This window comes from Streptomyces roseochromogenus subsp. oscitans DS 12.976 (genome assembly GCF_000497445.1).
Classification (GTDB): domain Bacteria; phylum Actinomycetota; class Actinomycetes; order Streptomycetales; family Streptomycetaceae; genus Streptomyces; species Streptomyces oscitans.
In genome coordinates, this window is sequence record NZ_CM002285.1 from 6,766,626 (window position 1) to 6,781,638 (window position 15,013).

Consider the following 15,013-nt stretch of genomic DNA (forward strand, 5'->3'; position numbering starts at 1 on the left):
CCCGCCCTACCCGGCCGCGCCCCCGCCGCAGGTCGCCCAGGGGTTCGGGCCGCCGGTCCCGTACGCGCCCCCAGAGGTCGAACTCGCCGACGGCGAGTCGCGCGTCGTCGTCAACGCCACCGGGATCGTCCTCGAAGTCGCGGGCGCGGCCGCGGACTTCGAGTGGGCGGAGATCGCGCATGCCAGGCGCACCCGGCGTGGCCACCACCTCACGGTGACCGTACGGCTGTGGGACGGCGGCGTGTACGACTGCGAGCTGAACGCCCGCCGGACGGCCCGGCTCGGCGAGTGGCTGGCCCGGCTGGACTTCGTACTCGGCCGGTACGCCACCCGCTAGCGTCCGGCCACCGTGTTCGCCGACAGCGGTACGCGGCAGGTGAGTTGACCCGTACATGCTTGAACGGTCCGCGTCCTGGGCACCCACCTCGTACCGGCATCCACCGCCGGGCCGTGCCGGCAGAGGGAGGGCGTCATGGACCGTCGCATCCGGGTACGCGTCAGCCGACGCCCCGCCGCGCCGCGCGAGCGCGAGATCGACCGCAGGACGCCGTCGGGGCGGGTACTGCCGTACTGAGGCCGGGTCAGGCCGTCGTTCGGGTGCCGCGCCGTTGTGGCCGGGCGCGCCCCGCGGCGGAGCCGCATATCACATACAGCCCCGCGCCCCTTGCCGGTGTTGTCACAAGGGTGCTTGCCAAGTGACCGTCGTCCCCTCCTCCGTGTCCTCGCCCGCCTCGGTGTATCCGTCGTCGTGCACCGTCAGCCGTACCGCCGCACGGCCGTCCGTCAGGCTCGCCGTCGCGTCGATCGTGACCTCGATGCGGGAGACGGCCCGGCGGCGGGCGGCGGTATCGAGGGCGCGGCGGAGACTGGTCAGCAGCTGGCCGGCGACACGGCCCGGGACGCGGCTGTCCACCGGGCCCAGGAAGCGGGTGGACGGCGGGAAGCCGAGCATCGCCGCCACGGTGGCCGTCTCGCGCAGCACCCGGCCCCGCAGGGTGGTCGGCGCCTCGGCGGGCTGCTGCTGGAGCGCGAAGATCGCCGTCCGCACCTCCTGAACGGTCGACTCCAGCTCGTCGACCGCCTTGCCGAGCATGTCCTGCACGGCCTCCACCCGGGCCCGGCGCTGCGCCGCCTGCAGCATCATGCCGGTGGCGAACAGCCGCTGGACGACCAGGTCGTGCAGATCGCGGGCGATCCGGTCCCGGTCCTCGTACACCGCGAGCCGCTCTCTGCGGTGCCGGGCGCCGGCGAGGACCAGGGCGAGCGCGGCCTGGGAGGCGAACTGGCCGGCCAGGCGCCGTTCGGCGTCCGTGTACGGGCGGGCACCGCGCTGGCGCGGCAGCGCGAGCGTGCCGATCAGCTGGCCGCTCGCCTGGAGCGGTAGCATCATGCTGGGCCCGAACCGGTGCCGGACCCGGGTCGTCATCCGCGGGTCGGTCGCCGAGTCCTCGATGAACACCGGCTCGCCGCCCAGTAGTTGCTCCAGCACCGGGCTGCCGGGCTCGATCGTCGTACCGACGAGGTCCCCGGGGTCGTCGTGCGTCGACGCGGTCACGATCTCCATCCCGCCCTCGGGAGTGGGCTGGAGGATGACACCGGCGGAGGCGCCGGCGAGCAGCCGGGCCCGTTCCGCGACCGTCATCAGCGCGTCCGCGGCGCTCTCGCCGGTCAGCAGCGCCGTGGTGACGGCCGCCGCGCCCTCGATCCACCGCTCGCGCTGCCGGGCCGCCTCGTACAGGCGGGCGTTGCCGATCGCGGTGCCCGCCCGGGTGGCCAGCACCCGCAGCAGCTGCTCGTCCTCGGCGGTGAACGGCCCGCCGCCGCTCTTGCCGGCCAGGTACAGCCGCCCGAACGGCTCTGAGCCGACCAGGATCGGCACGTCCAGGCCGTCGCCGTCCTCGGGCGGAGGCGTCGTCGTACGGATCTCGGCCGGCCCCTCCTGACCGGGGTCGGCGGTGCGCAGCGCCGCGTACCGGGCGCCGGTCAGTTCTGCGGCGCCGTCCACGATGCGCTGCAGTGTGGTGCGCAGTTCGAGTTCGGAGCCGACCCCGAGGACCGCTTCGAGCAGCGGCGGCAGATGCGGGACGGGGTCGCCGGGCATGCGCGGGGCCGTGCGCGGCTCAGGCGGCCATCGGGTTCAGGACCAGCGGTTCGATCCGGCCCTCCAGCATGGCGCCGAGGCCCTGGACCGCGCAGATGTCGGGCTGTTCGGCGATGTGCACCGGCATCCCGGTGGCCTGCCGCAGCATGTGGTCGAGACCGGGCAGCAGCGCCGAGCCGCCGACCATCACGATCCCGCGGTCCGCGAGGTCGGCGACCAGGTCGGGCTGGCAGTCGCGAAGCACCTTGCCGATGCCGTCGAGGACGCCGGTCAGCGGGGTCTGGATCGCGTCGCGTACGGCGGCGGTGTCGACCCGCACGCTGCGCGGAAGCCCGGTGACCACATCACGGCCGTGGATCTCGGCCTCCGCCGGGCCCTGCGAGGTGATCCCGTTGCCCGACAGGGCCACTTGCAGCGGACGCACGGACTGGCCGGGCAGCAACAGCTCATGGTGGTGCCGCAGGTGCTGCACGATCGCGTGGTCCACGGCGTCGCCGCCCACCGGGATCCGCACGGCGGCGACGATCGAGCCGAGCGAGAGCACCGCGACCTGGGTGCTCGCCGCCCCGCACATCAGGATCATGGTGGCCTCGGGGCGTTCCACCGGCAGCCCGCAGCCGACAGCGGCGGCGATCAGCGTGTCCACCAGCTCGACCCGGCGCGCGCCCAGCCCGACCAGCGTCTCGGTGATCGCCCGCTGGGCCAGCGGATCGGCGCCGTGCGGGGCGCAGGCTGCCGCGCGCAGCCGCAGATTGCGGCGCAGGGCACGGCGCGTCTTGTCGCCCAGCAGCTGCCGCAGCATGCGGTGGGCCATCTCGATGTCGACCACCGTGCCACCGGCTATGGGCCGTACGACCTGGATGTAGTCCGGCGTCCGTCCGGTCATCCGCTCCGCGAACTCGCCGACGGCGATGAGCGCGCCGGAACGGCTGTTCACGGCGGCCGCCGAGGGTTGGTCGATGACCAGACCGGCGCCTTTCACATACACCCTGGTGCGGGCCGCGCCCAGGTCGACGGCGAAGTGGCAGCGGCGCAACTGCTCCAGGTTGACGGTCACGGCGATCCTCCCGGTGCGCGGGCCTCGGTGCGCCCGGCCGGCTGGCGGGCCTCTCACAGCATCCTGCGCGGGCCGCACCGGCGAACGCCTCCTGGAGGGGGCCGGGCGGGGTGCCGCCGAACGGGGGTTCTTCGCGGCCTTGGGCGCGTCACGGGCTCGGTACGGCGCGCGGGGGAGGTAGAGGGCCGGTCTTCGTGAGTGCTCCGGCGGCCTCCTGCCGAACACCTCTTATCGAACATATGCTCGACAGAGTGTCCGTTCTCCACGACGTCACGGCAACCCCGCCGGTTCCCGCGGCAGTTGGCGGCTTGCCGCCAGGAAGCTCTTCCGCCGCCACCACCCCTCAACACCGTGGCCCCGTCACGCACATGACACTCGCCCCAGTCTCTAGGGAAGGTGGTTCACGATGCCCCGGATCACGCCCAGCTCCACCAGGTCCTGCGGACGGATCCGGAGCTGCTCGGCCGTCGCCTCGACCTCGTCCTTCGGGCGTTTGAGGATGGCCGCCGCGAGTTCCGGGGCGATCACCGAGAAGTAACTGTCCGGCGTGGCCCAGGTGTTGCCGGGCGCGGCGAGCGCGAGCGCTCCGCCGGAGCCGCCCTCACCGATGACGAGTGTGGTGATCGGTACCCGGGCGGACGCCACCGCCCCGAACGCCTCCGCGATCGCGGCCCCGGCCCCCTGCCGCTCCGCCTCGGCGTCATTGGCCGCGCCCGGTGTGTCCACCAGTGTCAGCACCGGGATGTCGAGCCGGTCCGCCAGCCGGATCAGCCGGGCCGCGGTCCGGTACCCGGCCGGCCGGGTCGCCGCCCCGGTCTGCGCCGCGTAGGCCACGGTACGACCGTCCCGCTCGCCGAACCCGCACAGCATGCCGTCGGGGTCCGTACCGCCGCACCGGTCACCGCTGATGTCGAGGCGGCGGGTGAAGTATGCGTCCAAGTAGGCCTGTGCGCGAGGGCGTTGAGGGGACCGGGCGCGCTGGACGGCGTCCCAGCCGGTGGCCGGCAGGCCGGCGGTGCCGAGGGCGGGTGGTGCGGGGGCTTCCTGCGCCGGCGTGGTGAGCAGCCTGAGCCACCGTCCCAGCGTCTCCCGTAGTTCCGCGGGCTGGACCACGGCGTCCGCCGAACCCACCGCCACCTGTCCCCCGGCGCTGTAGGCCGCCGGGTCGGCGTCCGGAGGCCGGACCCGGGAACCGGCGAAGCCCACCTGGGCACCCGGCAGGGCCAGGACGACATCGGCTCCGGCGCCGAGGGTGGCCCAGCCGCCGCCGGTCGTGGGGTCCCGCAGGACCGCGATCTGCGGCAGGCCGGCCTCCCGGGTGAGCGCCGACTCGCGTGCCACCCGCTGGAGTTGGCTCAGCGCGAGCATACCCTCCTGCATCCGGCTGCCGCCGGTGGCGATCAGCGGCACGACCGGGAGCCGGTGGGCACGGGCGTGGTGGTAGGCCGCCTCCAGCCGGTCACCGGTGCGCTCGCCCAGGGAGCCACCGAGGAAACCGAACTCGAAGGCGATCAGTACGGCCGGGGCGCCCTTGACGCTCGCGGTGCCGCAGACGACCGACTCCTCCTCGCCGGTGCGGGCCGTGGCACGGGCGCGGGAGGCGTCGTAACCCTGCCAGCCGAGCGGGCCGTCCGCCTTCGGTTCCCTTATCCTGCCGGGCAGTTCGCTGAAGGTCGCCTCGTCCGCGACCAGGGCCAGGATCTCCCGGGCCGACAGCCGCTCAGGCATCGGCCACCAGCGCACGCTTCATGATCTTCCCCATGTCGTTGCGGGGGAGGGAACCCAGATACCGGACGACCCGCGGGCGCTTGTGCGGGGCGAGCCGCCGGGCCACGTGATCGGCCAACTCCTCGGCGGCGGGCGGCGCTTCCGCGTCCAACGGGACGATCCAGGCCACGATCCGCTCGCCCAGGTCCGCGTCCGGCTCCCCGGTGACCGCGGCCTCCCGCACCCCCGGATGCTCCAGCAGCGCGTTCTCGATCTCACCGGCCCCGATCTTGTAACCACCGCTCTTGATCAGGTCGGTGGCTTTGCGCCCGACGATCCGCACATAGCCGTCGGGCTCGCGGACGGCCATGTCACCCGTGCGGAAGAACCCGTCGGCGGTGAACGCGGCCGCCGTGGCGTCCGGCCGGTTCAGGTACTCGGTGAACAGGTTCGGCCCGCGCACCTGGATCTCGCCGACGCTCTCCCCGTCGTACGCGGTGATCGGCGTCCCGTCCTCCTCCACGAGCCGCAGCTCGACGCCGGGCAGCGGCACGCCCACGGTGCCCGCACGGGCCTCCCCGTCGGCCCGTACGCTGGTGTTCATCAGCGTCTCCGTCATGCCGTACCGCTCGATCACCCGACGCCCGGTCGCCGCCGCGATCCGCTCGTGGTCGTGCACCGGCAGCGCGGCCGAGCCCGAGACCAGCAGCCGGGCCCGCGCCAGCGCCTTGGCCAGCTCCGGGTCCTGCGGGAGGGCCTCGGCGATGCGGTGGTACATCGTCGGCACCCCGAACAGCATGGTCGCGCCCGCGTTCAGCTCCCGGGCCACGCCCTCGGTGCTGAACCGCCCGAGGTGCCGGACGCTGCCGCCGCGCCGCAGCGGTCCGAGCGTGCCCAGCACGAGCCCGTGCACATGGAACAGCGGCAGCCCGTGCACCAGCACGTCATCCGCCGTCCACTGCCAGGCGTCGGCGAGCGCGTCCAGGGTGGTGGCGAGGGCCCGGCGGGGCAGCACGGCACCCTTGGGCGGGCCGGTGGTGCCGGAGGTGTAGACGATCAGCGCGGGGTCCCCGTCGGCGGTGGTGTCGTCGGGTACCGCGCCGGGGGCGGCGGTCGCGTCGACGTCCAGCCGCTCCAACGCGCCGAGTGCGTCCGGTAGTTCGGCGCCCGCGGCGGTCAGCACCAGCGTCGGTGCGCTGTCGGAGACGATGTGCGCGAGTTCCTTCTCGCCCGACTTCGGGTTCAGCGGCACCGCGGCGGCCCCGGCGAGCAGTACGCCCGTCACGGCGACGGCGGTCTCCAGCTCGGGCGTGGCCCACACGGCGACGCGGCCCGCCCCGCGCAGTCGGTCTGCCCCGCGCAGCCGGGCGGCGAGCGCCCCGGCGGCCCCGGCCAGCTCGCCGTACGTCAACGACCGCTCACCGAACCGCAGGGCGACCCGTTCGCCCGGACCGTCCGCCAGAGCGGGAAAGAGTGAGGACACGCGGCGCACTCCTAACTGTGGGACTGTCGGTCGACCGTCGCCCCCCTTCCTACACCAGGAGCCTTGAGCCGACGACCGCGCGCGGCCGCGGCCGCGGCCGCGGGCGCGGGGAGCGGGCTATGTGCGGGTGCGTGGTGGGCTGGTCGCGCAGTTCCCCGCGCCCCTGGGGAGTTGCAGTGCCGCCGGCCGCATAGTGCTGCCGCTGCATGGTCGGTTCATACCGGGCCGTGACGGTTGTTAGCCTCGGAGTGATCGAAGTGTCGTGATCGAATCGTCGTGATCGAAGCGCCGTACGACAGGGAGTCCGCCATGCCCCGCATCGCCCTCGCCACCTACGACCCCGGCACGGAGCCCGGCCAGGACACCGATCTGCCGGAGCTGGTGCGGGCGCTCACGGCTGCCGGGGCCGACGCCGAGGCCCGGTGCTGGGACGATCCGGACGCGGACTGGGGCGGCTATGACCTCGTCGTCATCCGGTCCACCTGGGACTACAGCTGGCGGCCGGAGGAGTTCGCGGCCTGGGTGGAGCGGGCCGGGGCGCTGACCCGGCTCGCCAACCCGGCAGCCGTGGTCCACTGGAGCACCGACAAGCGCTACCTCGGCGAGCTGGCGGCCGCCGGCGTGCCCACCGTCCCCACCCGCTACATAGCGCCGGGCGAGCCCGCCGACCTGCCCGGCGACCACGAGTACGTGATCAAGCCGACCTCGGGGGCGGGCGCCCGGTTCGCCGCCCGCTACACGCCGCACGAGCACGAGAAGGCCGTACGGCATCTCGCCCGGATGCACACCGAGGGCTTCACCGCCATGGTGCAGCCGTACGTGGCCGGCATCGACGTCAGCGGGGAACGGGCGCTGCAGTTCTTCGGCGGCCGGCTGCTCCACGCCAGCCGCAAGGGCGCCGTCCTCGCGCCCGGCACTCCGTACGACGCGGACAAGGTGGCCCACCCGAATCTGGAGCGCTGGCAGCCGACGGAGGCGGAACTGGCGGTCGCCGAGAAGGCGTTGGGTGCGGTGCCCGGTGCGGATGGGTTGCTGTACGCGCGTGTGGACCTCGTGGACGGGGAGGACGGGGAGCCCCGGCTGATGGAGCTGGAACTGGTGGAGCCGAATCTGTTCCTGTGGCTGCATCCTGGGTCGCTGGAGCGGGTGGTGGAGGCCATCCTGGCCGCGACCGAAGACGTCACCGGCTGACCGTCCCCCGGCACGCCGCCGCATACGCCCGTACCAGCGGCCGTTGGCCGGTCTCGCGCCGCCAGGCCAGTGCATAACGGCTGGGGCCGATGCCCCGGACCCGGCGGGTGACGACGCCGCCCAGGGTGATCAGTGGGGCGTTGCCCTCGGCGACCAGGCAGATCCCGAGGCCTGCCACCAGCGCCTCGTACGTCTCCTCCGCCCCGGAGATCTCCGCGCCGATCCGGGGCGGCCGGCCGACGCGGGCGTCCAGCGCGAGCCAGTGGTCCCGCAGCCGGCCCGCGCTCTCCGGCAGCGCCAGGAAGGGCTCGCCCAGGACGTCCGTGAAGTCCAACTCGGCGCGGGCGGCCAGCGGGTGCGTCTCCGGCAGAGCGAGCAGGCGCGGTTCCTCGGCGACCACCGTCCAGGCGTAGCGCTCCTCGTCCGGCAGCGGCAGCCAGACGAAGGCGACGTCCGCGCTGCCGTCCGCCAGGCCCGCCGTCGGATCGTCCCAGCTCATCTGGCGCAGCCGGACCGTGACCTCGGGGTGTGCGGCGGTGAACCGGGAGCGGATGGCCGGTAGCAGCCCGCACCGGCCCGGACTGGTGCTCATGCCCACCACCAGCGTGCTGCGCTGGGCCGCCTTGGCCATCTCCACGGCCGCCGCGCCCGCCTCCCACGCGGCCAGCACCCGCCGGGCGTGCGGAAGCAGTGTCTCGCCCGCGGCCGTCAGTATCACCCCGCGCTGATCACGCCGGAACAGCTCCGTCCCCAACTGCCGCTCCAGCGACCGGATTTGTTTGCTCAGCGCCGGCTGCGAGACATACAGCCGCTCGGCGGCCCGGGTGAAGTGCAGTTCCTCGGCGACCGCGACGAAGTACCGCAGATCACGGGCGTGGACGTCCATCGTCATGACCGTTGGTTATCACCGAGGGTCTTGGACCGGCAACGGCATTCGGCGGCAGGCTGGTTCGTGCCAAGCAGATCGAGACATACAGAGACATGCAGAGGCATGCAGAGACATGCAGATCGAGACGTACAGATCGAGACGTACGAGGAGTCGTGATGAGCAAGGTATGGCTGGTGACCGGGGCGAGCAGCGGTTTCGGGCGGGCGATCACCGTGGCGGCCGTAGCCGCCGGTGATGTGGTGATCGGCGCGGCCCGGCGCCCCGAGGCCCTGGACGACCTGGTGGCGGCCCACCCCGACCAGGTGGAGGCGCTGCGCCTGGACGTCACCGATCTGACCGCGATCGATACGGCGGTCCAGGACGTCGTGGCCCGGCACGGGCGGATCGACGTGCTGGTCAACAACGCGGGCCGCGCCCACGTCGGTGCCGTCGAGGAGACGGCCGACGCCGAGCTGCGCGGCCTGTTCGACCTGCACTTCTTCGGCCCGGCGGCCCTGGTGCGGGCGGTGCTGCCGCACCTGAGGGAGCGGCGTTCGGGCGCGATCGTGCAGATGAGCAGCATGGGCGGGCAGATGTCCTTCGCGGGCTTCGGGGCGTACAGCGCGACGAAGTTCGCCCTGGAGGGCCTGTCCGAGGCGCTCGCGGACGAGGTGCGGGAGTACGGCATCAAGGTGCTGATCGTCGAGCCGGGCGCGTTCCGGACGTCGCTGTTCGAGGCCGGCCGGGCCGGGGCCAGCTCCGACACCGGGGCGTATTCCAGGGCCGGTGAGACCCGCGGCTTCGTCTCCGGCGGCCACGGCAGCCAGCCCGGCGACCCCGCCAAGGCGGCGGCTCTCATCCTGGCCGCGCTGGAGGCGGAGCACACCCCGCTGCGCCTGCCGCTCGGCGACGACGGCGTGACCGCCGTCCTGGCCCACCTCGACCAGGTCCGCGAGGACATCACCGCCTGGGAGAAGCGGACCCGGGCTACGGCCTTCGACGCCTGAAACAGTGACACCGGCTAGGTGATGACGGCCGTCCGCTGCAGCAGCCCCCAGGTGAACTCGGCGACCACCTCGTGCCGTACGCCGTCCGGGGCGGGTGCGGTGAAGGCGAGCCCCCACCGGGTCGGCGCGGTGCCCTCCAGGGGGCGGGCCGGGGCGAAGGCGCCGGCGGCCTCGTCCACCGTGCAGGACCAGGGGGCGAGGTCGTCCAGGGTCTCCAGCCGCGGGGCCGGGACGCCGGGCGCCCGCACCAGCCACTCGTTCCACACCGCCCCGTCCGGCCCGACCAGCACCTCGAAGCGCAGGTCGGGCCAGAGCGGCAGGGCCCAGCGGCGGGCCTCGCAGCCGACGTCCCCGAGCCGGCGCGGAACGACGGACTCCGGCTCGCCGAGGACGGACCGGTACCGGGCGGCGGCGGACCGGGATCTCGGCGAACGGACCATCGCCTGCCAGCGCTTGTTGGCCTCCCGCATGTCCGCGATCGACGCGCCCAGCGCCCGGCGGGCGCCCTCGACCAGATCCGGGTTGTGGTCGGCCATACGGCGCAGCAGCACCAGCTGGAAGTCCAGATCCATGCCCTCATGGTGCACGGTCTGCCTCCCGGCCATTGCCCGGGCAACTCTCCATGACTAGCCTGTGTTCGTCATGCCGATCGTCTGTTGATATCTCGAACATCTCGACATCGAGGTGTCGAACGGGCGCTTAGACCCAAGGGAGGGGGCCGGACGTGGGACGCCTCGTGCCTGCCGTGACCCGGGCTCTCGACATTCTTGAGCTGTTCCTCGACGGGGACGGTACGCTCTCCGCCCCCGACATCGTGCGCAAGCTCCAGCTGCCGCGCACCACCGTGCACGAGCTGGTCACCACGCTCGCCGCACGCTCGTACATCGTGCCCGTGCCGGGCCAGCCCGGACGCTACCGGCTCGGCGTACGCCCGTACCAGCTCGGCAGCCGCTACGCCGAGCAGCTCGACCTGGCCGCCGAGGGCCAGCAGGTGGCCCGCTCGGTCGCCGAGACCTGCGACGAGACGGTCCACGTGGCGATCCTGGAGGGCACCGACGTCATATACATCGCCAAGGTCGACTCCACGCACGCCGTCCGCATGGTCTCGGCCGCCGGCCGCCGCCTGCCGGCCCACTGCACCTCGGTCGGCAAGATGCTGCTGGCCTCGCTGCCCGAGCAGGAGCTGGCGGCGCGGATCCCGGACGGCGCCGAGCTGACCGCGATGACGCCCAACAGCATCACCGACCCCGCCGTACTGCGCGAGGCGCTGGCCGAGATCCGGCGGCACGGCATCGCGGTGGAGAGCCGCGAGTCCAACCCGGACGTCAGCTGTGTGGCCGCCCCGGTCCGCGACCGCACCGGCCAGGTCGTTGCCGCTCTCTCCGTCTCGGTCCCCATGATCCGCTGGAGCGACGAGCGCCGGGCCGAGCTGGAGCAGCTGGCGGCGAAGGGCGCGGCCGAGCTGTCCGAGCGGCTGGGCCACCGGGGCACGGCGTGAGCGGCGGATACGAGGTCGCGGTACGGGCGGCGGCGCAGCTGGGCGAGGGCCCGACCTGGGACCCGGCCACGGGCCGGCTGATCTGGCTCGACATCCTGGGCATGCGCGTCCACACCTACGACCCCGCCACGGGCCGGCGTACGGTACGGACGACGGAGCAGCACGTGGGCGCGGTCAAGCCCCGGGAGGGCGGCGGCCTGGTGCTCAACCTCCGGGACGGCGTGGGCCTCCTGGACCCCGACGGCACGTTCCGCTGGCTGCACCACGAGCCGGTCCCCGGCCGCCGCGCGAACGACGCCGCCGTGGCGCCCGACGGCTCGCTGTGGGCGGGCACGATGCGCTACGACGAGACACCGGGCGGCGGCACGCTGACCCGGCTGACCGGCGACGGTACGGCGCAGACGGTGCTGTCCGACGTCACGGTCAGCAACGGCACGGGCTGGAGCCCCGACGGCCGGCTCATGTACTACGTCGACACCCCGACCCGGCGGGTGGACGTCTTCGACCACGACGGCGAACGGGTCCATGGCCGGCGGCCGTTCGTGGAGATCGAGAAGGGCGCGGGTCTCCCCGACGGTCTGACGGTCGACGCGGAGGGCTGCGTGTGGGTGGCGCTGTGGGACGGGGGAGCGGTGCGGCGCTATACGCCTTCCGGCGAGCTGGACCGGGTGATCGGCTTGCCGACGCCTCGTACGACCGCGTGTGCGTTCGGCGGCGCCGACCTGACCGACCTGTACATCACGACGGCCCGTACAGGTCTTTCGGCCCCGCATCCCCTGTCGGGTTCGGTACTGGTGGTACGGGGAGCCGGACAGGGCCTGCTCCAACCGGCATTCAAGGGCTGACCTTTTGAGGGGGTTCGCTGCAGTTCCCTGAGGGGCGCGGGGAACTGCGCGACCAGCCCACCACGCACCCGCAGTCGAAAGTCGGCCTAAACCCCCGCAGCCTTTCGCTCCTCCGCAGTCAACGGCGGTCCCTCCAAAGGCGGCCTCAACGGCCCCACCGCCGCCGCCAGCAAGACCCGCGGAGCGAGCAGCACCTCTGCCCCCCGCTCCAGTGATGTCACGTCGGTCACCCGGCGGGCCACGCGGCCGTTGCCCGTCGCGGTGTACAGCAGGCGGCCGACGTACGCGGACACGAGCCGGTCCCGCACGGTGGGGCCGGAGGCCGTCGCGCCGGGGTAGAACACGTCCTGCCCGAGCGCCAGGTCCCACGCCGCGCGCACCGGGCGGGCGACGGCCCGCTGCACGCGGCGCGCCAGCCCCGGCGTGCCCCAGCCGTGCCGCCGTATCACCTCGCGGAGCAGCACCGCGCTCTGCGCGGCGACCGCCAGACCGTGGCCGTAGACCGGGTTGAACACGGCGAGCGCGTCACCGAGGACGGTGAAGTTCTCGGGCCACACCGGCATCCGCTCGTAGAAGTGGCGCCGGTTGACGGTGGAGCGGGTCACCGACACGTCGGACAGCGGCTCGGCGCGCTCCAGCAGTTCGCCGAGCAGCGGATGCCGCAGCCGCTCCCGGGCGAAGGGGAGGAACTCCTCGTTCGTGGCGGAGGGTTCGCCGCCCCGGGTGCCGCACAGGGTGACGATCCACCGGCCCTGCTCGATGGGCAGCAGGAAGCCCGACCGGCCCGGTCCGTCGCCGTGCGGATCGGGCTGCACATTGATCACCGGGAAGCTGTCCCAGGTCGCCTCGGGGGCGCGGAAGAGGCGGCTGGCATACACCACGCCCGGGTCGATCTCCCGGTGCTCCGGCGCGGGCAGCCCGAGGTCCGCCAGCCATCGCGTGGCCCGGGACCCGCGCCCGGTGGCGTCGACCACGAGGCCGGCGGGCAGGGTGCGCTCGGCGCCGTCCCGTGTGCGCAGCCGTACGCCGGTGACCGCGGCGTCGGTGCCGGTGAGGCCGAGGGCCTCGGTGCGGTCGACGAGGTCGATCCGCGGATCGGCGAGGACCTGTCCGCGGACGGTGGCGTCCAGCAGGTCCCGGCCGGCCAGGATCACATGGTGGGACTCGGGCCAGCGGCGGAACCAGCCCTGCGCGGAGAGGGCGACCATGCCCGTGGTGACCGGATGCCGCCGCCCCCCGGCGGCCTGGAGCGCCCCGGTGATCCCCGGCAGCAGCCGCTCCACGGCCCGTACCCCGCCCGACCACAGCATGTGGGCGTGCCGGGCCTGCGGCAGCCCCTTGCGGGGTTCGGGGCCCTCGGGCAGCGCGTCGCGCTCGACGATCACGACCCGGTCGGCACAGTCGGCGAGCGCGCGGGCCGCGAGCATGCCGGTGTGGGATCCCCCTAGGACCACGGCGGTTCTGAAGGGGGAGGGGCGGTCAGTCATGGACGGGCACGCTCTCTGCCGGGGCGGCCGCGTGGGCGCGTACCGCCATGATGTCGTCGGGGTGGCGGAGGGCTTGGGACACGGCCTGGATCTCCTGGAGCAGATACGCCGTGTCGGGACCTGACGCGGAGTCGGCGCCGTCGGTCCGTGGCGGGCGCGCGCCGCCGGCCGCGTCCAGCAGGGTCACGGCGGCGGCCAGGGCCCTGGCCCGGTCGGGGCAGAAGCCGAGGGCGAGGGCGGCGTCGTACGAGCGTGTGCGCAGGTTCTCGTCCAGGTGCCGGGAGAGTTGCAGCAGGGCGTCGCGGATGAAGGTCTCGCGGCGGATCAGCCGCAGTTCGGCGGGGGCTTGCGGGGCGAAGGGCTCGCGCTCTCCCGTGACCGTGCGCATCAGCTGGTAGAGGGGGCCCAGGGAGCGGTGGCGCAGCCTGACGTTCCACCGTTCGTGCAGATACTGGCCGACGTGCGGGACGATGAAGCCCACCGCGACCAGGGTGGCGGACACGCACGCGCCCGCCGGGGCCACATCGGTGCTCAGCCAGTCCAGGTCGTGGCCGGTCCAGCGGGCCACGACGGCGGTGAGTTTGGCCGCGTCGAAGAACAGGTTCGTGGCGTAGCCGACGCCCAGCAGTCCGAGCCCCCAGCGCAGCCAGGCGTCGAGGCCGTCGGTGCGGATCCAGTTCCAGATCAGCCGGGCCGTGATCGAGCACGCCACGGTGTGCGCGACGAGGTAGAGGAGGATCTCCTCGCGCATGAAGGGAGTGGTGGCGTAGTACGTGTCGAGGTCGCGCAGCCGCTCCACGGGCACGTCGGCGAGCGCGAACAGCGCCCACAGGGCGACGACCACGCCCGCGTAGACGGACACCACCCAGCGGGTCACCCGGCGGGTCTGGGCCGAGCGGTCGGAACGGCCGTTGCGCCAGGCGATGATGAGCAGCAGCCAGGACGCGCAGAGCGCGGTGAGCAGGGAGTACACCCAGGGTGCCGAGATGTTCGGCACCCCGGTGACCCGGTTGGTCCAGGCGATGGTCCGCGGGGACGCGAAGACGAACACCGCGCAGGCGAACAGCAGCAGACCGCCGACGGCGCGCAGCATCGGGTCCCGCCACATCTTGATGATGCTGGGCAGCTTGATCGCCAGGGCGGCGGTCAGGACGGCCGTGGGGATCCAGAAGGAGACGGAGACGTCGCTGAGGGATCCCGGGGAATGGAGCGCCAGGGTCGAGGAATCGAGCGCCAGGGTCACCGGTCGGCCTCTCGTTTTCTGGGCGCTCCGTTCGCTTCGTCGCGTCCGCGATAGCCGAGGGTCCGTTGCACCGGGCTGAGGGAACGTTGCGCCTGGCCTTGGGGAGCGCCGGTGGCGGAGTCGGTCAGGTGGGGCCGGAACAGGGTGGCCAGGCGGTGCCCGAAGTCGTCCGCCTCGGCCTCGTCGGCCTCCCGGGAGCCGTTGCGGGCGGCCACTGTGAGGGGCATGCCGCGCCAGCCGGGCGCGTCGGCGAGCGCGCGGGCCGCCGCGTCCCCGGCCAGGTGGTGGTGCCGGTGCCCGGCGTGCAGATGCCACAACTCATGGCCCAGTATGACAAGTTGCTGTACCGCCTCGGCCCGCTCCTCCACGATCACCAGGTCGAAGTCGGCGAACTCCACCCACAGCCCGGTGACTTCGATCTCGTCCGGGAAGCGCTCGAAGCGCAGCTCGACCGGCCGTCCGCCGCGCCGTGCGCTCATCTCCTCGCACAGGGCCCGGCACACCTCTCGTACGCCGGCGGGCGCCG

General features: G+C 73.5%; 13 protein-coding genes and 1 pseudogene. 5 read left to right on the forward strand and 9 right to left on the reverse strand.

What is annotated here, in order from left to right; all coding sequences use genetic code 11:
* Nucleotides 1–337, forward strand: a pseudogene (locus tag M878_RS78955) (serine/threonine-protein kinase); the annotation flags it as partial.
* Between the two features lie 339 nt (nt 338–676).
* Here the strand turns inward: M878_RS78955 and M878_RS78960 are convergent.
* From M878_RS78960 to M878_RS78975, 4 genes are all read right to left on the reverse strand, one after another.
* On the reverse strand, nt 677–2,101 hold the full coding sequence (locus M878_RS78960; protein ID WP_023551034.1) for a GAF domain-containing protein: 1,425 nt from the start codon (nt 2,099–2,101) through the stop codon (nt 677–679).
* Between the two features lie 19 nt (nt 2,102–2,120).
* A complete protein-coding gene (locus tag M878_RS78965) occupies nt 2,121–3,158 on the reverse strand; it encodes a rod shape-determining protein (RefSeq protein ID WP_023551035.1) in 1,038 nt (345 codons plus the stop codon).
* A 387-nt stretch (nt 3,159–3,545) separates the two neighbouring features.
* Nucleotides 3,546–4,886 (reverse strand): carboxyl transferase domain-containing protein, encoded by a 1,341-nt coding sequence (locus M878_RS78970; protein WP_031226200.1) that lies wholly within the window; start codon nt 4,884–4,886, stop codon nt 3,546–3,548.
* On the reverse strand, nt 4,879–6,348 hold the full coding sequence (locus tag M878_RS78975) for an acyl-CoA synthetase (protein WP_023551037.1): 1,470 nt from the start codon (nt 6,346–6,348) through the stop codon (nt 4,879–4,881). Before M878_RS78975 ends, M878_RS78970 begins: the two co-directional genes overlap by 8 nt.
* Before the next feature lie 309 nt (nt 6,349–6,657).
* Between M878_RS78975 and M878_RS78980 the strand changes: the two genes are divergently transcribed.
* Entirely contained in the window at nt 6,658–7,539 is an 882-nt protein-coding gene (locus M878_RS78980) for an ATP-grasp domain-containing protein (protein WP_031226202.1), read from the forward strand.
* Here the strand turns inward: M878_RS78980 and M878_RS78985 are convergent.
* Nucleotides 7,529–8,431 carry a LysR family transcriptional regulator gene (locus M878_RS78985; RefSeq protein ID WP_023551039.1) on the reverse strand — a complete coding sequence of 301 codons (903 nt, stop codon included), beginning with the start codon at nt 8,429–8,431 and terminating at the stop codon, nt 7,529–7,531. The genes M878_RS78980 and M878_RS78985 overlap by 11 nt on opposite strands.
* Nucleotides 8,432–8,583: 152 nt before the next feature.
* On the opposite strand from M878_RS78985, the gene M878_RS78990 reads away from it, so the two are divergent.
* Nucleotides 8,584–9,414, forward strand: a complete 831-nt coding sequence (locus M878_RS78990) for an oxidoreductase (RefSeq protein WP_023551040.1) — start codon at nt 8,584–8,586, stop codon at nt 9,412–9,414.
* A 14-nt stretch (nt 9,415–9,428) separates the two neighbouring features.
* Here the strand turns inward: M878_RS78990 and M878_RS78995 are convergent, their stop codons facing one another.
* Entirely contained in the window at nt 9,429–9,986 is a 558-nt protein-coding gene (locus M878_RS78995; RefSeq protein ID WP_245238246.1) for a hypothetical protein, read from the reverse strand.
* Between the two features lie 152 nt (nt 9,987–10,138).
* Here M878_RS78995 and M878_RS79000 point away from each other — a divergent pair, with 152 nt between their 5' ends.
* Nucleotides 10,139–10,912 carry an IclR family transcriptional regulator gene (locus tag M878_RS79000; RefSeq protein WP_031226205.1) on the forward strand — a complete coding sequence of 258 codons (774 nt, stop codon included), beginning with the start codon at nt 10,139–10,141 and terminating at the stop codon, nt 10,910–10,912.
* Nucleotides 10,909–11,757, forward strand: a complete 849-nt coding sequence (locus M878_RS79005) for an SMP-30/gluconolactonase/LRE family protein (RefSeq protein ID WP_023551043.1) — start codon at nt 10,909–10,911, stop codon at nt 11,755–11,757. The genes M878_RS79000 and M878_RS79005 overlap by 4 nt, the downstream gene beginning before the upstream one ends.
* A gap of 86 nt (nt 11,758–11,843) precedes the next feature.
* On the opposite strand, the gene M878_RS79010 is transcribed toward M878_RS79005, so the two are convergent.
* From M878_RS79010 to M878_RS79020, 3 genes are all read right to left on the reverse strand, one after another.
* Nucleotides 11,844–13,244, reverse strand: coding sequence for an FAD-dependent oxidoreductase (locus M878_RS79010; RefSeq protein ID WP_031226208.1), 1,401 nt, complete (start codon nt 13,242–13,244; stop codon nt 11,844–11,846).
* Nucleotides 13,237–14,481 (reverse strand): MAB_1171c family putative transporter, encoded by a 1,245-nt coding sequence (locus tag M878_RS79015; protein ID WP_245238431.1) that lies wholly within the window; start codon nt 14,479–14,481, stop codon nt 13,237–13,239. Before M878_RS79015 ends, M878_RS79010 begins: the two co-directional genes overlap by 8 nt.
* A 2-nt stretch (nt 14,482–14,483) precedes the next feature.
* Nucleotides 14,484–15,013, reverse strand: a 530-nt coding sequence (locus tag M878_RS79020) for a hypothetical protein (protein WP_063750631.1), incomplete at its 5' end; no start/stop codon positions are given.